The 20,436-nt window shown below is 72.1% G+C and carries 15 protein-coding genes; 7 read left to right on the top strand and 8 right to left on the bottom strand.

Annotated features, from left to right (window positions below; genetic code table 11):
- Nucleotides 1–2 precede the first annotated feature (2 nt).
- Nucleotides 3–893, bottom strand: a complete 891-nt coding sequence (locus ABT294_RS28425) for a maleylpyruvate isomerase family mycothiol-dependent enzyme (protein WP_350809341.1) — start codon at nucleotides 891–893, stop codon at nucleotides 3–5.
- Complete coding sequence (locus tag ABT294_RS28430) at nucleotides 893–1,450, bottom strand: sigma-70 family RNA polymerase sigma factor (protein WP_350809342.1); 558 nt, start codon at nucleotides 1,448–1,450, stop codon at nucleotides 893–895. The genes ABT294_RS28425 and ABT294_RS28430 overlap by 1 nt, the downstream gene beginning before the upstream one ends.
- A 150-nt stretch (nucleotides 1,451–1,600) precedes the next feature.
- Here ABT294_RS28430 and ABT294_RS28435 point away from each other — a divergent pair, with 150 nt between their 5' ends.
- Nucleotides 1,601–2,026 carry an OsmC family protein gene (locus tag ABT294_RS28435; protein ID WP_350809343.1) on the top strand — a complete coding sequence of 142 codons (426 nt, stop codon included), beginning with the start codon at nucleotides 1,601–1,603 and terminating at the stop codon, nucleotides 2,024–2,026.
- A gap of 33 nt (nucleotides 2,027–2,059) precedes the next feature.
- Nucleotides 2,060–4,192 (top strand): glycogen debranching protein GlgX, encoded by a 2,133-nt coding sequence (gene glgX, locus ABT294_RS28440; RefSeq protein ID WP_350809344.1) that lies wholly within the window; start codon nucleotides 2,060–2,062, stop codon nucleotides 4,190–4,192.
- Nucleotides 4,193–4,200: 8 nt separating this feature from the next.
- On the opposite strand, the gene ABT294_RS28445 is transcribed toward glgX, so the two are convergent.
- Both ABT294_RS28445 and ABT294_RS28450 read right to left on the bottom strand, forming a co-directional pair.
- Nucleotides 4,201–4,590, bottom strand: coding sequence for a hypothetical protein (locus tag ABT294_RS28445; RefSeq protein WP_350809345.1), 390 nt, complete (start codon nucleotides 4,588–4,590; stop codon nucleotides 4,201–4,203).
- A gap of 220 nt (nucleotides 4,591–4,810) precedes the next feature.
- Complete coding sequence (locus ABT294_RS28450; protein WP_350809346.1) at nucleotides 4,811–11,944, bottom strand: non-ribosomal peptide synthetase/MFS transporter; 7,134 nt, start codon at nucleotides 11,942–11,944, stop codon at nucleotides 4,811–4,813.
- 388 nt (nucleotides 11,945–12,332) lie between these two features.
- Between ABT294_RS28450 and ABT294_RS28455 the strand changes: the two genes are divergently transcribed.
- Genes ABT294_RS28455 through ABT294_RS28465 form a run of 3 tightly spaced genes read left to right on the top strand, consistent with a single transcriptional unit; the run spans nucleotide 12,333 to nucleotide 14,544 of the window.
- On the top strand, nucleotides 12,333–13,058 hold the full coding sequence (locus ABT294_RS28455) for a pyrimidine reductase family protein (RefSeq protein ID WP_350809347.1): 726 nt from the start codon (nucleotides 12,333–12,335) through the stop codon (nucleotides 13,056–13,058).
- Entirely contained in the window at nucleotides 13,051–14,199 is a 1,149-nt protein-coding gene (locus tag ABT294_RS28460) for an ATP-dependent DNA ligase (protein WP_350809348.1), read from the top strand. The genes ABT294_RS28455 and ABT294_RS28460 overlap by 8 nt, the downstream gene beginning before the upstream one ends.
- A 27-nt stretch (nucleotides 14,200–14,226) precedes the next feature.
- Complete coding sequence (locus tag ABT294_RS28465) at nucleotides 14,227–14,544, top strand: hypothetical protein (protein ID WP_350809349.1); 318 nt, start codon at nucleotides 14,227–14,229, stop codon at nucleotides 14,542–14,544.
- Between the two features lie 84 nt (nucleotides 14,545–14,628).
- On the opposite strand, the gene ABT294_RS28470 is transcribed toward ABT294_RS28465, so the two are convergent.
- Complete coding sequence (locus ABT294_RS28470) at nucleotides 14,629–15,336, bottom strand: purine nucleoside phosphorylase YfiH/LACC1 family protein (protein ID WP_350809350.1); 708 nt, start codon at nucleotides 15,334–15,336, stop codon at nucleotides 14,629–14,631.
- An 87-nt stretch (nucleotides 15,337–15,423) separates the two neighbouring features.
- Here ABT294_RS28470 and ABT294_RS28475 point away from each other — a divergent pair, with 87 nt between their 5' ends.
- Both ABT294_RS28475 and ABT294_RS28480 read left to right on the top strand, forming a co-directional pair.
- Complete coding sequence (locus ABT294_RS28475) at nucleotides 15,424–16,863, top strand: aldehyde dehydrogenase family protein (protein WP_350809351.1); 1,440 nt, start codon at nucleotides 15,424–15,426, stop codon at nucleotides 16,861–16,863.
- An 18-nt stretch (nucleotides 16,864–16,881) separates the two neighbouring features.
- Nucleotides 16,882–17,772 carry a tetratricopeptide repeat protein gene (locus ABT294_RS28480; RefSeq protein ID WP_350809352.1) on the top strand — a complete coding sequence of 297 codons (891 nt, stop codon included), beginning with the start codon at nucleotides 16,882–16,884 and terminating at the stop codon, nucleotides 17,770–17,772.
- 174 nt (nucleotides 17,773–17,946) lie between these two features.
- Here the strand turns inward: ABT294_RS28480 and ABT294_RS28485 are convergent, their stop codons facing one another.
- The 3 genes from ABT294_RS28485 to ABT294_RS28495 all read right to left on the bottom strand — a co-directional run bounded on the left by ABT294_RS28485 (nucleotide 17,947) and on the right by ABT294_RS28495 (nucleotide 20,276).
- Nucleotides 17,947–18,621 (bottom strand): class F sortase, encoded by a 675-nt coding sequence (locus ABT294_RS28485; protein ID WP_350809353.1) that lies wholly within the window; start codon nucleotides 18,619–18,621, stop codon nucleotides 17,947–17,949.
- Nucleotides 18,622–19,110 carry a hypothetical protein gene (locus tag ABT294_RS28490; protein ID WP_350809354.1) on the bottom strand — a complete coding sequence of 163 codons (489 nt, stop codon included), beginning with the start codon at nucleotides 19,108–19,110 and terminating at the stop codon, nucleotides 18,622–18,624.
- Between the two features lie 194 nt (nucleotides 19,111–19,304).
- A complete protein-coding gene (locus ABT294_RS28495) occupies nucleotides 19,305–20,276 on the bottom strand; it encodes an alpha/beta hydrolase (protein WP_350809355.1) in 972 nt (323 codons plus the stop codon).
- Between the last annotated feature and the right edge of the window lie 160 nt (nucleotides 20,277–20,436).

Below are 20,436 nucleotides of genomic sequence, written 5' to 3' on the forward strand. Positions count from 1 at the left end.
CGTCAGGGGCCTGACAGGGCGGGGGCGGCCGCGAGGACGTCCCTGGCCAGGGCCAGGTCGCCGTCGAGGTCGGCAGGGAAGGACGCCGGGTCTCCCCTGCCTCCCAGGAGGAAGCAGAAGTCCACCACGTCCGCGGTGACGTGGGCGGCGGCCGTGCCGGGCGTGCCGTCCTCGACGCCGAGGGCGACGCGCCATTCGCCGCCGCCCGGGCCCGTCAGCGTGAGCAGGAGGGTCCGGCCGGAGGCGTCCAGGCCCGACAGGAGCATCGTCCACGGCAGCAGCCGGGCGCAGAGGTCGGCCGTGGGGTGGATGTGGGCGGGGATCGGCAGCGGGAGGCGGGCGCGGGCGACGGTGGCGGCGTCGTCGGTGTGGATCCACGTCTCCAGGGTCCTGGCCAGGATGTGGTCGCCGACCGGCGCGTCGAAGCCGTCCAGGTTCGCGGGTGTGCCGGCGGGCAGCTCCGCCAGGTGGCGGCAGAGCGCGTCGGCCTGGGCGCGCCAGTCGCGCCTGGTCTGCTCGGGGCTGCGGGCCCGCTCGTACGCCTGCACGTCGGCCGTGCGGCCGGGCGAGTCGGTGGACGTGAGGGCCGGGCCCAGGACGGGGGCGCCGACGGAGGCCGCCAGGAGGCCGTCCTTGGCCGCCAGGTGGGCGACCAGGTCCTGCAACGTCCAGCCTTCGACGATGATCCGCGTCCAGTCGTCGTCGACCGCCGACGCGAGCAGGGCGTCCATCGCCGCGACCCGCGCCGCGTAGGGCTCCGCCCAGGCGGCCGTCGGCGCGGCGGGTCGGCGCCTGGCCCTGGCTCCGGCCAGCAGTTGCGGGCGCAGCGACCGTTCGGGGACCGCCGGGTCCTCCATCAGCGCGTCCAGGTAGAGACGCTCGACGGGCTCCATCACACCTCCTCCTCGGCCAGCGCGTCGGCCAGGCGGCGCAGCGCCAGCCGGATCCGCGACTTGGCCGTGCCTTCCGGCACGCCCAGCTCCTCGCCGACCTGCCGGTACGTCCTGCCGCCGAAGTAGGCCAGCTCGACGGCCCGCCGCAGCGCGTCCGGCAGCTCTGTCACCGCCTGGCGGACCCGGTCGGCCTCGTCGGCGGCGAGGACGACCTCCTCCAGCCTGGCGGGCTCCGGCTCGAAGAGCCGGGGGCCCAGGACGGAGACGCGCCGCCGCTCCTCCGCGCGGACGTGGTCGACCGCGCGCCGGTGCGCGATCGTGGCGAGCCAGGCCCGCAGCGTGCCCCGCTCGGGGTCGTAGGCGAGCGGCCGCTCCCAGAAGACCAGGAACACCTCCTGGGTGATGTCCTCGGCGATCACCCGGTCCCTGGTGACCCGTAAGGAGAGACCGAAGATCAGCGAGGAGAGCCGATCGTAGACCTCCCCGAGCGCGGACTCGTCGCCGCCGACCACCCGCTGGTGCAGCAGGCGGTCGTCGTACGGTGCCTCCACTGGCACCACACTCCCGTTGATCCGGACCAAGGCGGCAGGAGCGCCGCGACCCGAGCATGTCATTATTCGCCGGAAAAGTTGAGGCGGATGACGGTCCTACGAGACTTTGCCGGGCGCGCGATAGGGTCGGAGGACCACTAGTTGAGGAGACTCGATATGGCCACCACTCGCACCGCCACCACGCAGTGGAAGGGCGCCCTGCTCGACGGTTCCGGCACGGTCTCGCTCGACACCTCGGGTGTCGGCACGTTCGAGGTCTCCTGGGCGTCGCGGGCCGAGCAGGCCAACGGCAAGACCTCGCCCGAGGAGCTCATCGCGGCGGCGCACTCGTCCTGCTTCTCGATGGCGCTCTCGCACGGCCTGGCCGGGGCGGGCACGCCGCCCGAGTCGCTGCAGACCAGCGCCGACGTGACCTTCCAGCCTGGCGAGGGCATCACGGGCATCGTGCTCACCGTGAAGGGCCAGGTTCCCGGCATCACGGCCGCGCAGTTCCTGGAGGCCGCCGAGACCGCCAAGGCGAACTGCCCGGTCAGCAAGGCCCTGACGGGCACGACGATCACGCTCAACGCCGAACTGCTCTAGCGAGGCCGTGCTCGCGTGCGACAATCAAGTCACATGCGTGATGTCTGGCCCGGCGAGCCCTATCCACTCGGCGGCACCTGGGATGGCGTGGGCACCAGCTTCTCGGTGTTCTCCGAGGTCGCCGAGCGGGTCGAGCTGTGCCTTTTTCAGGACGACGGCTCCGAGGAGCGGGTCGATCTGCCCGAGGTCGACGGGTTCGTCTGGCATGGCTACCTGCCGGGCGTCCTGCCCGGCCAGCGGTACGGCTACCGCGTCCACGGGCCGTACGACCCGCCGCGCGGGCTGCGCTGCAACCCGGCCAAGCTGCTGCTCGACCCGTACGCCAAGGCGATCGACGGGGAGCTGACCTGGAACGAGGCGCTCTTCCCGTACTACTTCACCGACCCGTCGCGGATGAACAAGGCCGACAGCGCCCGGTTCGTCCCTAAGAACGTGGTGGTCAACCCCTTCTTCGAGTGGGGGAACGACCGGCCGCCGCGCACGCCCTACCACCAGACGGTGATCTACGAGGCGCACGTGCGCGGGCTGACCATGCGCCACCCGAGCGTCCCCGAGGAGCTGCGCGGCACGTACGCGGGCGTCGGCCATCCGGCGGTCATCGACCACCTGCTGTCGCTCGGGGTGACGGCCGTCGAGCTGATGCCGGTCCACCACTACATGCCCGAGCACTTCCTGGTGGCGCGCGGCCTGACGAACTACTGGGGCTACAACACCATGGCCTACCTGGCCCCGCACGGCGCGTACTCCAGCGCCGGGTCGCGCGGCGAGCAGGTGCTGGAGTTCAAGGCGATGGTGCGGGCGCTGCACGAGGCGGGCATCGAGGTCATCCTGGACGTCGTCTACAACCACACCGCCGAGGGCGACCACATGGGCCCCACGCTGGGCTTCAGGGGCATCGACAACGCGGCCTACTACCGGCTGCACGACGGCGACCGTCGCTACTACCTCGACTACACCGGCTGCGGCAACTCGCTGAACGTCCGCTCCCCGCACGCGCTCCAGCTGATCATGGACTCTCTGCGGTACTGGGTGCTGGAGATGCACGTCGACGGCTTCCGCTTCGACCTGGCGTCGGCGCTGGCCAGGGAGTTGCACGACGTCGACCGGCTGAGCGCGTTCTTCGACCTGATCCAGCAGGACCCGGTGATCTCGCAGGTCAAGCTGATCGCCGAGCCGTGGGACGTCGGCCCCGGCGGCTACCAGGTCGGCAACTTCCCGCCGTTGTGGACGGAGTGGAACGGGAAGTACCGCGACATCGTGCGGGATTTCTGGCGGGGCACGCACTCCGCGCTTCCCGAGTTCGCGTCCCGCCTGACCGGGTCGGCCGACCTGTACGCCAGCTCGGGCCGCCGCCCGGTCGCCTCGATCAACTTCGTGACCTGCCACGACGGCTTCACGCTGACCGACCTGGTGTCGTACGACCGCAAGCACAACGAGGACAACGGCGAGGACAACCGCGACGGCACCGACGACAACCGGTCGTGGAACTGCGGCGCCGAGGGCCCGGTCGAGGACCCCGGCATCGTCGGGCTCCGCCACCGGCAGCGCCGCAACTTCCTGACGACGCTCTTCCTGTCGCAGGGCGTGCCGATGCTCTCGCACGGCGACGAGATGGGCCGCACGCAGCGGGGCAACAACAACGCCTACTGCCAGGACAACGAGATCGCCTGGATCGACTGGTCGGTGCTCCACACGGAGTCCGACCTGCTGCAGTTCGTCCGGTCGCTGTCGCGGCTGCGGCGCGAGCACCCGGTTTTCCAGCGCCGCCGGTTCTTCCAGGGACGCCACCCGGAGGACGGCAAGCGCGACCTGGTCTGGCTCACGCCCGGGGGCAGGGAGATGACGGCGGGCGACTGGCACACCGGCTACGCCAAGTCGCTGATCGTCTACCTCAACGGGGAGGCGATCACCGAGCCGGGCCCGCGCGGCGAGCGCATCGTCGACGACTCGTTCCTCCTGCTGATCAACGCCCACCACGAGGACATGACGTTCACCCTGCCGGGCGAGGAGTTCGGCGCGTCCTGGCTGCCGGTCCTCGACACCAACGACGACTCCTTCGCAGACGACCGCCTCCCCGACGAGAAGCGGCCCGCCGGTGCCCTGGTGGCGGTCACGTCACGGTCCATCCAGGTCCTGCGGCAGCCGCGCCAGGTGGTCGTCCCCTAGAAGACCCCCTAGAAGACACTGGCGACGAGCAGCACCAGCACGAACGTGGTCACGCCCGCGACGCCGTGCAGGGCCACGGCCAGGACGGGAAAGCCGCCCGACCTGGCGTGCCGTCCGCCGCCCAGCCAGCGGGTGAACATCGCGAACCCCAGCAGCGCCGCCGCCGCCAGCACCCCGAACGCCGTCCAGGCCAGCGCCCGGTGCCCCGTGAGCAGGTATCCCACCCAGCACGCCAGCGCCGACACCGCGAGCGCCGGGTGGGAGAAGACCAGCGTCACCGGGAAGGGCGTGACCTTGGACGCCTGCCGCCGCAGCCCTCCGCCCGACAGCCAGCGCCAGAACAGGTAGACGCCGGCCAACGCGGTGATCACCCATGTCCCGGCAGCGACCAGCCCCACCGCTCCTCCTCGAAACTCCCTGGGTGCGCGCACCGCCGACGGCTCCACTGGAGTTCCCGATTCCCTGCCGCCACGTTACGCACACGCCCTCATACCCGTCTTTCGATCCCCGGAAGTCCTTCCCGGGGCACTTCTCGATAGGTGGTCGTGTTCGGCCCCCTCTTGCGCCGGTTGGCGGCCTGGTCATCCTTGAACACATGGGGAGGGTCGGGACTGGCGGTCAGACCCCGCTGCCGACCAGCCGTTCGTCGGCGCGACGCTGCTCGGTGTCGCGGTCCTCGATCTCGGTGCCCGGCACCGCGTCGGGCAGCCCGTCCTCCAGGAAGCGGAAGCGGCGGTTGAGCCACCCGTACAGGGTCCAGCCCACCAGGATCACGGCGCTGACCAGGATGACCAGCGCGAGCCCCCGCCCGGGCCCGGTGCCGAGCACCGGGCCGAGCGTCGCGGCCAGTGCGCCGTCCGGCTGGAGCAGCGGAGTGAACGCCCGGTCGGCAAGCGGGCCAATGATCACATAGCCGAGGGGCATGGTGACCATCATCAGCGTCATGTACGTCGCCAGCACCCGCCCCTGCAGTTCCAGCCCCACCTTGGTCTGGACGAGGGCCAGCCAATGCCCGTCGACGACAGACTCGGCGAAGAAGAAGACGAACATGCCCACGGCGATCAGCCAGGGCTCGCCGCTGAGCGCGATCGCCACCTGCCCCGCCCGGTTCACCCACATGAACACCAAGATGCCGTTCGTACGGCGGCGCGTCCCGCCCCAGACGCTCATGGCCAGGGAGCCGAGCAGCGCCCCTAGACCGCCCGCGCTGAGCACGAAGCCCAGCACCTCCACCCCATGCTCGATCACGATCAAGGGCACGAACAGGGCGAACCCGGCGGTGTAGAAGACGTGATCGATGACGAACTGCCGCAGCGCCGTCGTCAGCCCGGGCCGCCGCGTGATGTAGCGCCAGCCGTTCGCGATCTCGGTCAGCATCGGCTCCTCGCGACGTTTGAAGAGCTGGTCAGGGAAGCGCACCAGCAGCAGGCACGCCGCCGCGACGAGGAAGGTGGCCGCGTCCGCCAGCAGGATGCCCTGGAGCGGGACCGAGCCGAACAGCCCGGCGGCGAGCAGCGGGGCGAGCAGGGTGCCCGCGCCCACGCCCAGGCGGCTGATGCCGTTGGCGTGACCCAGGAACGGTTTGGGCACGAGCTGCGCCACACCCGCCACGTAGGCGGGCCGCTGGAACGCCGAGGCCAACGAGGTGATCCCGCACAGCAGGTAGACGTACACCATGCTGACCCCGTCGGCGGACAGCAGCGCGAGAGCCGCCGTCGCCAGACCCGTGACGACGTCGGTGACGAGCATGACCGTGCGCCGGTCGTAACGGTCGGCCACGGCGCCGGCGAGCGGCCCCACCAGGATGCCGGGCAGCAGGGCGACCGCGGAGATGTAGGCGAAGTCCGCGATGTCACCGGTCTGCCGGTACACCCACAGGGTCAGGACGAGCTGGGTCAGCGCGCTGCCCACCATGGACACGGACTGGCCGGCGGCGACGATCCCGAACCGGCCCAGGCTCGGCCGGACCCGCTTGCGCGGCTCCGGCATCGGGGCCGCTCCGGGCGGGGCGTCCGGCTCCTGCTCCTGGTTCTGCTCGGCCCAGTCGATGAGGATCCGCGCGAGCCGGTCGGGCTGGTTCTTGAGGAAGCCGTGTCCGGCCTTCGGGATGACCGCGACACCGACGTGCTCCGCGTAGTGCTCCCACTCGTGGTACCGCTCCTCGTACAGCTCGGTGACCCGGTCCTTCTCGCCGACGACGCTCAGCAGCGGGGCGCACAGCCTGGGGTGCCGCTCGTCCGTGAGGGTACGCGCGAAGTACTCCTCGGCCCCCCGGTCGTCATGGCGGACGGCCCGCATGAACAGCGCCTGCTCCTCTTCGTCGGCGAAGTCGGGGATCCCGCCGCCCAGGGCCCGGATCTGGGCCACGATCCTGCGGTCGGAGACGAAGCGGTCCAGCGGGAACCTGCGGTAGATCCAGTCGAAGACCCGTCCGGGGAGCCGGGCGGTCGGGAACACCGCGCCGATGGCGACCCCGCGCAGCGGCAGCCCCGTCTGCTCGGCCGCGGTGGCGAGCGCCACGGAGACAGCGGAGCCGTGACCGCAGTGGCCGTAGATGTACAGGGGGCCGGGCAGATCCCGCAGTTCCTCCAGGCAGCGCTCGACCAGCTCGGCCATGGGCAGCGGCCGCTCGTCCGGCCGGCTCCAGTCACGGCCCGGGCTTTGCAGGGCGTACAGGCTCCAGCCTGGAGGCAGGTGGGCGGCCAGCGGTTCGAAGGAGATCGCCTGGCCGCCCGAGTAGGGGACGCAGACGAGGGTCCCGACGGCCGGCCCGGCGAGCGGCGGAGTCAGGCGGTGCAGCAGGTTGCCGGTGGGTTCCGAGGAGAGCGTGTCGAGGTGCTCGGCGAGCTGGCGGACAGTGGGGCGGCGGTACAGGTCCAGCAGGCTCACCCGGACGCCGCACCACGACTCGATGGCCCGCACCAGCTTCAGCGCGGCGAAGGAGTCTCCCCCCAGCTCGAAGAAGCCGTCGTCCGGGCCGATGTCCCGCGCCGGCAGGACCGTCGCCCACACCTCCGCCAGGCCGCGCTGCGTCTCACTCTCCAGCTCGGCCTTCTCGCCCGCGTCCTGTTCCGGCGCGTCGGGCAGTGACTTGCGGTCGACCTTGCCGTTGGGGCTCACCGGCAGCGCGTCCATCATGACCGTACGGGCTGGGATGGCGTGGTGCGGCAGCATGTCCTGCAGCCCGGCACGCACCTGGGCGGGGGTCACCGGCGCGCCGGCCGGGTCCACGTAGCCGACCAGGAGCCGCCGGCCGCGCCCGTCCACCCGCACCGCGGCGGCCGCGGCCCGCACCTGCGGCAGCGCGGACAGCGCGGCCTCCACCTCCGCCAGCTCGATTCGGTGGCCGTTGACCTTCACCTGGTCGTCGAGCCTGCCCAGGAAGTCCAGCAGGCCATCCGCGCGGAGCCGCGCGCCGTCGCCCGTGCGGTACATCCGCGCGCCCGGCTCCTGGCTGAACGGGTCGGGGCGGAAGCGCGCCGCCGTCAGCTCGGGCCGTTCGTGGTAGCCGGTGGCCACGCCGGGGCCGCCGATCCACAGCTCTCCCACCGCCCCGAACGGCACCGGCTCCCCGTACGGGTCCAGCACGTAGAGCCGGTTGCCCGGGTACGGGCCGCCGATCGGCAGCGGCGCCTGGGGCGGCAGCCCGTCCGTGTCGCCCTCGAAGTAGGCGTTGTCCACAGTGGCCTCGGTGACGCCGTACGAGTTGACCACCCGCCCGCCCGGCACGACCAGCGCGCGGGCGCGACGGTACTCGTGCACGTACCACTGGTCGGCGCCTCCGGCGAGCACCCGGAGCATGGACAGGTCCCGCCCTGCGCCCTCGACGTGGTCGAGCAGGCCGCGCAGCACGGTGGGCACCAGCTCGGCCACCGCCACCTGCTCCCCACGCAGCAGCCCGTCCAGCGCGTCGGGGTCGAGCAGTACCTCCCGTGGGCACACCACCAGCCGTCCTCCGGTGCACAGGGCCCGCAGGCTCTCGCCCACGAACACGTCGAATGAGAAGCTCGCCGCCTGTAGGTGCGTCCACCCCTCCCGCAGCCCGTACGCGGCCTGCCACATGGCCACGGCGTGCACGAGGTTGCCGTGAGAGACCACGACGCCCTTGGGCGTCCCGGTGGTGCCCGAGGTGTAGAGCACGTACGCGGGGTCGTCGGCGCCGACCACGACGGCCGGCCGCTGTCCGGCCGGGTCCGGATCGTCGTACCCGATCACCTTCGCCCCGGTGAACGCGCCGCCGTCACCGGTCAGCAGCGCTGTGGCAGCGCTGTCATCGATCATGTAATGCAGCCGTTCCGCCGGATAATCAGGATCAAGCGGCACGAACGCCGCACCCACCTTCCACACGGCCAGCACGGCGGCGTGCACCAGCGGCCCCCTGGGCAGATGGATCCCCACGCGGTCACCCGGGGTCACTCCGGCGGCGTGCAGCAGCCGGGCCAGCCGCTCGGCCTCCTCGTCGAGCCGGGCGTAACTGACGACCCGGCCCTCGCAGAAGATCGCGGGCGCGTCGGGCGTGCGGCGGGCGTGGCCCTCGATCAGCTCGTGCACCCCGCCTGCCGCCACGGGTGCCCCGCCTTCCGCCACGGGCGGCGACGGCCGGACGCACGCGGACAGCACCGCCCGCCGCTGCGTGGCCGGCAGGATCGGCAGCCGCCCGTACGCGGCGCCGGGCTGGTCGAGCGCGCCGCCGAGCAGCGTCATGAACTGTTCGAGCAGGGCCTCCGCGGTGGCCTCTTCGAATAAGTCCGTGGCGTACTCCACGGCCAACCGCGGCCCGCCGGCCGGGAAGTCGAGCGTCACCGTCAGGTCGAGCTTCGTCAGGCCGGGGAACGTCTGCCCCAGGCGCTCCACCGTGACACCGCCGTGCGTGGCCGAGGCCGACGGGGTGTTCACGACGATCAGCATCACCTGGCTGATCGGGCTGCGGTCCACGCGATGGCGCACCCCGGCCGCCTCCATGATCTCGGCGAGCGGCAGCTCCTCGTGGTCGAGCGCGTCCAGCACCGTGGCGTTCGCCCGCCGCAGCACCGTGGCGAAGTCGGGGTCGCCGGACAGGTCCGTACGCAGCGGCAGGACGTTGATGAACGCGCCGATCGCGCGCTCGATGCCGGGATCCGCGCGGTGCGCCACCGGGGCCAGGACCGTGATGTCGTGGCGGCCCCTCAGCCGGGCGAGGAGGGTCTGGAGCACGGCCAGCACGAACGTGTGCGTGGTGGTGCCGGCCTCGTGGGCGGCCCGCTCGACGCGTTCGAGCAGCGCCGGGTCCAGCGGGCGCTCGATCTTCGCGCCGGCGAAGCTGCGCACCGGCGGACGTGGCCGGTCCAGCAGTAGCTCGACCTCGGTGTCCACCCCCGACAGGCGGGCGGCCCAGTGCTCGCGCAACCCGGCACGGGACGGCTCCCGTACGGCCTCCGCCTCCCTGCGCAGGTGGTCCGCGAAGTCTCCGGTGTCCGTGACGTCGCCACCGCCCAGCAGGGCCGCGAGCTCGTCGGCAAGCACCGAGGCGGACCAGCCGTCGAACACCAGGTGGTGCACGGCGACCACGAGCTCCCATTCGGCGGCGTCGAGCCGGATCAGCAGCGCTGCCAGAAGCGGGCCCGTCCGCGGGTCCAGCGCCCGGCGGCCGTGCGCGTCGGCCAGCTCCCGCGCGCGGGCGGGGCGCTCCCCAGGCGGCACGCCGGTCAGGTCGTGGACGGTCAGCGGTGTTTCCGGCACCGTGTCGAAGACCATCACCGGGCCGTCGTCGCCCTGGTCGAACAGCGCGCGGAGCGCGTCGTGCCGGGCGATCACCCGGCGCAGGGCCGCGGCGACGTCCGACTCGGTGACCGGGCCGCTGATCCGGTAGCGCACGCCCAGGGTGTCGAGCGGGGTGCCCGGCTGGAGCTGCTCGGCCAACCACGAGTCGCGCTGGAAGGCGGTAAGAGGGAGCCCGCGCGTGGCGCCTGCGAAAGCGTCCTGGTCCGTCCGCGGGCCGCCGTGCAGCTCCTCGCTCGTTCGTGGCGCGGGCCCGGCATCGCCGACCAGCCGGGCCAGGCCGGTCACCGTCGGGTTCGCGTACACGTCGGCGAGGGCGACCCGTATCCCGAACTCCCGCTTGATCCTGGTGACCAGCCGGGTCGCCAGCAGGGAGTGCAGTCCCAGCTCGAACAGGGAGTCCGCAGAGCCGAGGGACGGGACGTCGAGCACCTCGGCCACCAGAGCGGCCAGGCGGTCCGCCGGCTCCCCGTCGGCACCGGCCAGGAACGCGGCGTCGAAGGCCGCCAGCGCGGCGACGTCCACCTTGCCCCGCGACGTGAGCGGGAAGACCTCCACCGGGACCAGCAGCGACGGGACCGCGTGCGCGGGAAGCCGCCGTCGCACACCCCGGCGCACGTCCTCGACCGCCGCCCGCGGGTCGCCGTCTCGGCCGGCGAGCAGCAGGTAGCCGATCAGCGAGGCCCGCGCCTCGTCGTAACGGACCACCACGTCACGCACGTGCGGCTGATCGAGCAGCGCCTGCTCCACTTCGGCGGTCTCCACCCGGTGGCCCCGGACCTTGATCTGCCGATCCATGCGGCCATGGCAGACGAACCGCCCGTCGGGGAGCCGCCGCACCCGGTCGCCGGTGCGGTAGTAACGCAGTCCCTCGGCCGTGGTCAGGAACCGTTCGGTGGTCAGCTCGGGCTGGTTGACGTACCCGACCGCGACGGTCGGGCCGCCGATCAGCAGTTCTCCGTCCTCGGCAGGCTCGCCATCCGCATTCACGACCTCGGCGAGCACGCCGGGCAGGGCGCGGCCGATGGTCGGCTGCTCGGACTCCACGGCCAGCGGGCCGGCGTGGTCCTCGTAGGTGACGATGACCGTGGTCTCGGTGGGCCCGTACACGTCCACCAGGCGCACCCGGGGAGCGATCGGCAGCCGCCGCCAGTCCTTGATCCGGTCCGCGCGGACCTGCTCGCCGCCGATGCGTACCAGGCGGACCGAGCCCGGCAACGGGAGGCCGTCGGCGACCATGCCGTCGACCAGCTCGTGCCAGTACGCGGTCGTCGTCAGCGCCACGCTGATCCGCAGGTCGGCGCAGTGCCGCAGGAACAGTTCCGGCGAGGAGATCATGTCGTCGGCGCGGACGACGACGGTGGCGCCGGCGTACAGCGGCGTGCAGATCTCGTCGACGCTGCTGTCGAAGGAGATCGAGGAGAACTGCAGGACGCGGTCCTCCGGCGCGAGCCCGTACGCGGCGCCCATGTTCCGGCACAGGTGGTCCAGCGAGCTCCGCCGGATCCCGACTCCCTTGGGCCGCCCCGTCGTGCCGGAGGTGTGGATGACATAGGCCAGGTCGTCGGGCTTGGCCACGCCCGGCTCGGCACCGTCGGTGTGCGGGCCGGCGCTCTCGGGGGCGGTCAGGCAGCGCAGGCCCAGGTCCAGGAAGGCCGGGTGCCACCGTTCGGGCGACACCACGGTGCCCACCCCCACGCCCCGAGCCGTCATGCCCAGACGCTCGGGCGGGTCCGAGGGGTCCAGCGGGACGAACGCGGCGTCGGCCAGCAGAATCCCGATCATCGACACGATGGCGGGCGCACCCCGGCGGGCGCACAGCCCCACAGCGTCGCCCGGCCCGATGCCGGTGGCCCGCAGCTCGGTCGCGAGGGTCCGGGCGCGGGCGTACAGGTCGTGGTAGGTCAGGACGATGTCGCCATCCACGACGGCGGGGTGAGTGCCGCGGGTGGTGGCGTGGGTGCGGAGTGCGGACAGCAGTCCGGGCGGAGGCATCGGGGCATCGATGCGTTCTCTGCTCTGCCGGAGGGGCGACTCCACAGACGACACGGGCAAACACTCCTCGCGAGTTGGGCAGAACTCAGTTCGGTGTGGCGACCGGCACGAACCACGTGCCGGTCAGGCGAGCCGGTGGATCTTGGTCAAGATGGTTCTGTTCGCGGGTGAACATCTCGAGACAAGCGCCTGTCCAGTGATCACCTGTGCGCCCAACTCCAGCGAAATGATCAGTTGCGCGTCATGTCGGCGAGCGGCCTCGTTTCCGCAGAGCCGCTCCGGAAGCGCGCCTCGCTCCCAGAGGCATCTGTCGTTCACAGCCGCACCTGACGCACTTCACCGGACGGCGCGGGGCAGGTTTGTCGGAGGCGTGTGCCAAGGTAGAGGAGTGCGTCGCATCCATCCCGACATCCAAGACAATCCGGACATCGAACAGGCCTACGCCTACCCTGCCGGGCGGCCCTGGCTCCGGGTCAACATGGTCTCCAGCGCCGACGGGGCCGCGTGGTTGAAAGGGCTGTCCGGAGGGCTGTCCAGCAAGGGCGACCGGCGGATCTTCGGGGTGCTGCGCGGCCTGGCCGACGTCGTGATGGCGGGCGCGGCGACCGTCCGCACCGAGGGGTACGGCCCGGTCGCGCCGCGCGAGTCGTGGAAGGTGATCCGCGCCGGGCGGCAGCCGGTGCCACCGATCGCGGTGGTCACCCGCAGGCTCGACCTCGACCTGGGCGGCCCGCTGTTCACCGACGCCACCGCCCGCACCATCGTGGTCACCTGCGAGGGCGCCCCCGCCGACCGCCGCGCCGCCGCGGCCGAGGTCGCCGACGTCATCGTGGCCGGAGGCGACCAGGTGGATCTGAAGCTGGCCGTGCGCGAGCTGCACGAGCGGGGGCTGACCAAGGTGCTGTGCGAGGGCGGTCCGCGGATCAACGCGCAGCTCGCCGCGTCCGACCTGATCGACGAGCTGTGCCTGACGGTGAGCCCGCAGCTGGTCGGAGGCGGGGCGGCGCGCATTCTGAACGGCGAGGCGGCCCAGGTGCGGCTCGGCCTCCGCCAGATTCTTGAGGAGGAGGGGGTCCTCTTCTGCGCATACACGAGGGAGTCGAGCCATGACTGAGCCCAACCTGCCCGCCGGCGAGGCGGTTCCCGAGCCGGTGCCGAACCTGCCCGTCCGGCCGCCGGTGCCGCCGATGCTGGCCAAGGCGGTCAAGGCGATGCCCAAGCAGAACGGCACGCTGTTCTACGAGCCGAAGTGGGATGGTTTCCGCTGCATCATCTTCCGCGACGGCGACGAGGTCTACCTGGGCAGCCGCAACGAGCGCCCGTTCACCCGGTACTTCCCCGAGCTGGTCGAGGCCGTCAGGCGCGAGCTGCCTGAGCGCTGCGTGGTCGACGGCGAGATCGTCCTGCCGCAGGGCAGCCAGCTCGACTTCGACACGCTCCAGCAGCGGATCCATCCGGCGGCCTCGCGGGTGAAGATGCTGTCGGAGACGACCCCGGCCTCGTTCGTCGCCTTCGACCTGCTCGCGCTCGGCGACGAGTCGCTCATGGAGAGGCCGTTCGCCGAGCGCCGCGCCCGGCTGGAAGGGATCTTTCCGGAGAAGGGGCAGTCCATCCGGCTGACTCCGGTGACGACCAACGACGAGCAGGCCGCCGAGTGGTTCGAGATGTTCGAGGGCGCCGGGCTCGACGGCATCATCGTCAAGCCGGGCGACCAGCCGTACATCCCCGACAAGCGGACGATGTTCAAGGTCAAGCACGAGCGCACCGCCGACGTGGTGGTCGCCGGGTACCGCGAGCACAAGACAGGCCCGATCATCGGCTCGATCCTGCTCGGCCTCTACGGCTCCGACGGCAGGCTGCACCACGTGGGGGTGGCGGCCTCGTTCCCCATGGCGCGCAGGGCCGAGCTGGTCGAGGAGCTCAAACCGTACGTCGCCGACCTCGCCGAGCACCCGTGGGGCCACTGGGCCGAGCAGGCCGCGAGCAACGTCGGCCAGCCCACGGCGGGCCCGGCCACAGGCGGTCAGCGGGTGCCGGGGGCGATCTCGCGGTGGAACGCCAAGAAGGATCTGTCGTTCATCCCGCTCAGGCCCGAGCTGGTGATCGAGGTGGCGTACGACCAGATGGAGGGCGACCGCTTCCGTCACACCGCCCAGTGGCGTCGCTGGCGTCCCGACCGCACCCCCGAGTCGTGCACGTACGAGCAGTTGGAGCGGCCCATTTCGTACAACCTCGACGACATCCTTGCCCGATAGCCCTCATATGCCGCAATATCTCGGCATATGAGCACCGGTGATGAGCTGCGGGCGGCGGTGTCCGCGCGTCGCGACCTCGGCCCCGAGTTCGAAGACGCGATCGTCGAGTCCTTCCTCGACAAGATGGGCAAGGAGGTCGACCGCCGGGTCGACGAGCGCCTGGCCGCCGTGAAAGGCAAGAAGCGCGCCGGCAACGATGGCCAGCGCCTGGCCCTGGCCATCGTCTCGCTCGCGCTGGGGACGCTCGCCACGGTCGCGATCGTCGTCACGAGCCGCGAGGGTGGCGCTCTCTTCCTGGTGTGGGCCGGAATCGCCCTGGTCAACCTGATCTTCTCGCGCCGCTAGCCAGGCAACCGGGGGCCGGCCGCCCGGCCGCGCCCCGGCCCTGACGCGCCGCTGGGCGGGCGGCCTGATCGGATGCGTCGCCGGTCAGGCGAGCCAGATGAGGCCGGCGAAGCGGCCGCCCGGCTGCTCACGGCGGTGCGAGTACAGCTCCGGCGACTCGATCGTGCAGCGGGCGTCGTGGCGGACGTCGGTGAGACCCGCCGCGCGAAGCTGGGCCTCGATACCCGCCCGCAGGTCGAGCGCGGGCGTGCCCCAGGAGGTTTCCGACCAGGTCTCCGGCACCTTGGACGCGACCCGCTCCCGCAGGTCGGCGGGCACCTCGTAGCAGCGCCCGCACGCTCCGGGGCCGATCAGCGCCACCATCCGCCCCGGTGCGGCGCCCTTGCCGGCCATGGCCTCGACCAGCGCGGTGGCGACTCCGGCCTCGGTGCCGGGCCTGCCCGAGTGGGCGGCGCCCACCAGGCGCGCGCCGGGGTCGGCGACGAGCACGGCCGGGCAGTCAGCCCCGAGCGAGGCCAGCGCCAGCCGGGGCTCGCCGGTGAAGACGCCGTCGAGCGGCGGCGCGTCGTCGCCGAACGGCTCGCTCACGTACGCGACGTCGGCACCGTGGACCTGCCGCATGAACACGACGCCCCGCACGCCCAGCCCGGCCGCGACGCCCGCGCGGTTCGCCCGCACGGCGGCCGGGTCGTCGCCGACCAGCCCGCCGAGGTTCCTGGTGCCGTAGGGAGCGACGCTGACTCCGCCGGTGCGATCGGTGACGGCGACGTGCACTCCGGGAACCAGTTCCATGCCCTCGATCTTAGGCGCCACCGCCCCCATGCCTCGCGCCGCTCTCACCCCTGGCCCACTCGGGCAAGCAAGCATATGCTTGGGCGCGTGCCTGACTTCCGCAACCTGATCGGCGGCGAGCTCGTCCCCGCCGCCGACGGCAGGACCCTGGACTCGGTCAACCCCGCCACCGGCGAGACGTGGGCCACCATCCCGGCCGGTGGCCGGGCGGACGCCGCCGCGGCCGTCGAGGCGGCGCGCCGGGCCTTCCCCCGCTGGTCGGCGCTGCCCGCGCTGGGCCGCGCGCACTACCTGCGCAAGGTGTCGGAGCTGTTCGCCGAGCACGCCGAGGAGCTGGCCCGCCTGGAGACCCGCGACAACGGCCGGATCCTGCGCGACACCCTGCACAAGGACCTGCCGGGCATGACGTACCTGTGGCAGCTCGCCGCCGGTCAGTGCCTGGACGCCGTCAAGGGCGACACCGTCATCCTGGGCCCCGACGCGCTCGGCCTCACCCGGCGCGAGCCGTACGGCGTGGCCGTCTGCATCATCCCGTGGAACTCCCCCATCTCCACCTTCTCCGCCAAGGCCGCCTACGCCCTGGCGGCGGGCAACACCGTGATCGTCAAACCCGCCGAGCAGGCGAGCGCGTCGGTGCTGCGGCTCGGCGAGCTGCTGGCGGACGTCTTCCCGCCCGGCGTCCTCAACATCGTCTCGGGCCTGGGCGAGGAGGTGGGGGACGCCCTCGTCCGGCACCGCGGGGTCAACAAGATCAGCCTCACCGGCTCGACGGAGACCGGCCAGGCCATCACCCGCGCCTCGGCCGACGCGCTCAAGCCGCTGACGTTCGAGCTGGGCGGCAAGTCCCCGAACATCGTCTTCCCCGACGCCGACCTGGACGCCGCCGCCCAGGGCATCACCGTGAACTCCGTCTTCACCGGCAACGCGGGGCAGGTCTGCGTGGCGGGCTCGCGCATCCTCGTCCACCGGGACATCTGGGACGAGATGCTCGACCGCACCCGGCGGATCGCGGAGAGCCTGGTTCTCGGCGACCCGCTCGACCTGGCGACCACCATGGGGCCGATCGTGTCGTCGGCGCAGTACGACCGGGTCGCCTCGTACCTGCGGATCGCCGAGAAGGAGGGCGCCGACCTGGTGTTCGGCGGCCGGACGGGCGCCGACGTCGTGCCAGGGCTGCCCGGCGGCTACTGGGTCTCCCCCACTCTCTACACGACCACCGACAACGCGCTGCGCGTCTGCCAGGAGGAGATCTTCGGCCCCGTGGCGGTGGCGATCCCCTTCGACACGGACGAGGAGGCGCTGCGGATCGCCAACGACTCCGCGTACGGGCTCGCCGCGGGTGTCTGGACGCGCGATCTGGGGCGCGCCCACCGTTTCGTCCGGGATCTGCAGAGCGGGGCGGTCTGGGTGAACACCTTCCGCCAGATGCCTCCCGGGCTGCCGTTCGGCGGCGTCAAGGACAGCGGTTACGGGCACGACGCGGTGTTGGAATACACCCGCGAAAAGGCCGCCATTATCCAGATTTAGTTCGATAGATTTCCCCTCATGAGCGAGGGGATCATCGACAGCACCGACGACAGGCCCGAACTGTCGGAGGCGGCGGCCCAATCACGGGCCTCGGTGCTGCGCAGCCGGGCCGAATCGTACATCGCCCTGGCGAGACACGACGCGGCCATCGCCGACCTTACCGAGTCGATCGCGCTGGTGCCGGACAATGCCCGAGCCTGGCGGCTGCGGGGCGAGAGCCACCGGCTGATCGACCGCTACGAGGCCGCGGTGACGGACTTCGACGAGTCGCTCAGGCTGGAGCCTGACAGCTCGTACGCGCTGGGCTCCCGCGGGCAGGCCTACGCCGCGCTCGGCCGCCTGGACGACGCCATGGCCGACTTCGAGCACGCCCTCACGCTGTCGCCGGAGTCGCCGTGGATCCTGGAGGCCAAGGCGGACGCGCTGGCGGACCTCGGCCGCCTGGACGACGCCCTCGCCGAACACGCCAAGATCATCGCGCTGGACGCGAGCCAGGCGTACTCGTGGCTGGCCAGGGCCGACCTGTACCAGCGCATGCACCTGTACTCCGAGGCCATCGACGACTACACCCGGGCCCTGGAGGCGGACCCGGAGTACGCCCGCGCGTTCAGCAGGCGCGGGGAGGCGCTGCGCATGATCGACCGGTACGAGGAGGCGCTGACCGATCTCAACCGCGCCCTGGAACTGGACCCGGAGAACGACCGCGCCCTGGGCAGCCGGGGGGCGGTCCTGAGCGAGCTGGGCGACAACGAGGCGGCGCTCAAGGACCTCGACAGGGCGATCCAGCTCGACGAGGAGTACGTCTGGGCGTACCGGGTCCGCGGCGAGATCCTCCAGGAGACGGAGCGGCACGAGGAGGCCATCGCCGACTTCACCAAGGCCCTCCACCTGGAATTCGGCGACTCCTGACCACGCCCGAAGCACCGGCCACCTCCGCGACACGCGACGCCCACCCGGGATACCGCCGCCGACGCCACGTGCGGGCCAGCCTCCACCGGGTCCGCGTGCGGGCTCCCGCGTGGCGGTGGGTCGCGCTCGGCGACTCATGGGGCCCGGGGCCCGAGCGCGCGCCGCGACCCCTGATCAGCTCTTGGGGTAGTACGGCGCGGCCAGGTGGGCGAAGACGATCGTGTTGTCCTTGTAGCTGTGCGCCTGCCGGTCGAAGGCGCCGCCGCAGGTGACCAGGCGGAGCCCCGGGTAGGCCAGGTCGCCGTACACCTTGGCGGCCGGGAAGGACCTCTTGGGGCTGTGCTCGATCCTGTCGACCACGAAGACGGCCACCGAGCGGTCGGCCCGCAGCACCTGCACCTGGTCGCCGCGCTTGACGTTCTTGAGCCCGGCGAAGACGGCGGGGCCGTTCCTGGTGTCGAGGTGGCCGGTGATCACGGCGGCGCCCCGCTGTCCGGGGACGGCGCCGTAGCGGTACCAGCCGGCGAGGTTCGGCGGGTCGAACGGCGGGTTCTGGATCGCGCCCTTCGCGTCCAGGCCCAGCTCCATGAGGGGCGCCGACACGCCGATCGACGGGATGTAGACCGCCGTGGGCCTGGCGGCCCGCATCGGCGCGGCCACCTTGGTGAGCGGCACGTCCAGCAAGGGGACGCCCTTGGCGGGGGCGCGCGTGACGACGGCGACCGGCTCCGCCGCGTCCTCGCCGCCGGTGAGCATGCCGCTGACGCCGAGCCCGACCAGCACGATCCCGGCCAGCGAGACCGCACCCGCGCCCAACCAGATCAGCGTCTGCCCCGGCGCCCGGCTCACCTACGCGCCCTTGCGACGCCGCAGCGCGACCCCGGTCAGCCCGGCTCCGGCCAGCAGGGCGGCGCCACCCACGGTGAACGGCCACACGGGGTTGCCGGGCGCGAGCCCGCCGCCGCCGGTCTCGGGGTGCCCGTGCGGGACCCGGCGCTCGTCCTCGTCGACCGGCTTCCACGGGTGCTCGGGTTCCGCGTCCCGCCGGGGCTCCGAGTCGGCGGGGTCGGACGGCGGCGGCGAGTCGTCCGGCGCGGGGGCGTTCGACCGGTGGTCGAGCGGGTTCGGGATGGGCAACTCGGGCAGCTCCGGCAGGTCGGGCAGCAGGGCCGTCGGGTCCTCGCACGGCAGGAGGGGCAGCAGGCAGGTGGCCGCCGCGTTCGGTGTCCGCTCGGCGGTCTGGGCGGACGCGGTGCCGATGCCCGCCGCCATGCTCACGCCTCCCACTGCGAAGGCCGCCACCGCTCCAGCCGCTGCGAGACGTCGCGCTCTTGCCATAGCCAGGCTCCCGGTTCGTCTGTCACGCCCCGATCCAGGAGGAGAGCCTTGCGAATTATTGGACTATGAGTCAAGTAATGTGATCGAAGTGAAATCAGTCGCCTACGCTCCGGAGTCGCCGGGTTTGCCGGGCTCGCCGAGCGTCCGGCGAGCCCAGCCGGGACATGGCACGTGCCAAGAGCGCGACGGCCCGGTCACTCGCTGTGCAGGGCCTTGCGGATCGCGGTGGTGGCCAGGTCCATGGCGGCGCGGGTGGCGTGGGTGTCGCGGAGCACGTCGAGCATGACGAAGTCGTGGATCATGCCCCCCAGCCGTACGGCCGTCACCTCGACGCCGGCCTCTCTGAGCTTGGCGGCGTACGCCTCGCCCTCGTCGCGCAGCACGTCTGCCTCGCCGTTGATGATCAGCGCGGGCGGCAGGTCCCGCACCTGGCCGGTGGTGGCGCGCAGCGGCGAGGCGTAGATCTCGCCGCGCCGGCCGGGGTCGGTCGTGTACTGGTCCCAGAACCACTTCATGCCGTCGCGGTTGAGGTAGTAGCCGGTGGCGAACTGCCGGTAGGACCCCGTGTCGAAGGAGGCGTCGGTCACCGGGTAGAACAGCACCTGCCCCAGCAGGCGGACGTCCTGCCGCTCCTTGGCCATCAGCGCCAGCACCGCCGCCATGTTCCCGCCGACCGAGTCGCCGGCCGCCACCATCCGCGACGGGTCGAGCCCCTTCTCCCGCCCGTGCTCCATCACCCACTGGGCGGCGGCGTAGTTCTGCTCGATCTGCGTGGGGTACTGCGCCTCGGGGGCGCGGTCGTACTCGGGGAACACCACGGCCGCGTTCGTCCGGACGGCCAGCTCGCGCACCAGCCGGTCGTGCGTGTGAGCCGAGCCGAACACCCAGCCCGCGCCGTGGATGTAGAAGATGACGGGAAGGGTGCCGGTCGCGCCCCTGGGCCTGACGATCCGCACCGGTATGACGCCGGTGGGGCCGCCCTGCACCTGGATCCACTCGTCGTCGATCTCCGGCTTGGGCACGCTGGGGTCGGACTGAACCTTCTCCAGCAGCTCGCGCCCCTGCTCGGGCGGCAGCTCGTAGATGAACGGGCGCTTGGCGTTGGCGTCGGCGAAGTCCTGGGCCGCCTTCTCCAGGACGACCTTCCTGCTGATCGTCTGCGTCATGGGTCTTCCCCCCGTCGATGGCGCGTCGGGGGGCCACGTCCGGACCTACCCAGCGGCGACCACCACACGCTTCTTCTCCCTACCGGTGGAACAAATCCACCCCAGGTAGGAGTTTTCTCTACCCGCCCGCCGCCGGAGGGCCCGCGACGGAGTTACGTTC

The organism is Nonomuraea sp. NPDC000554 (assembly GCF_040300065.1).
Classification (GTDB): Bacteria; Actinomycetota; Actinomycetes; order Streptosporangiales; family Streptosporangiaceae; genus Nonomuraea.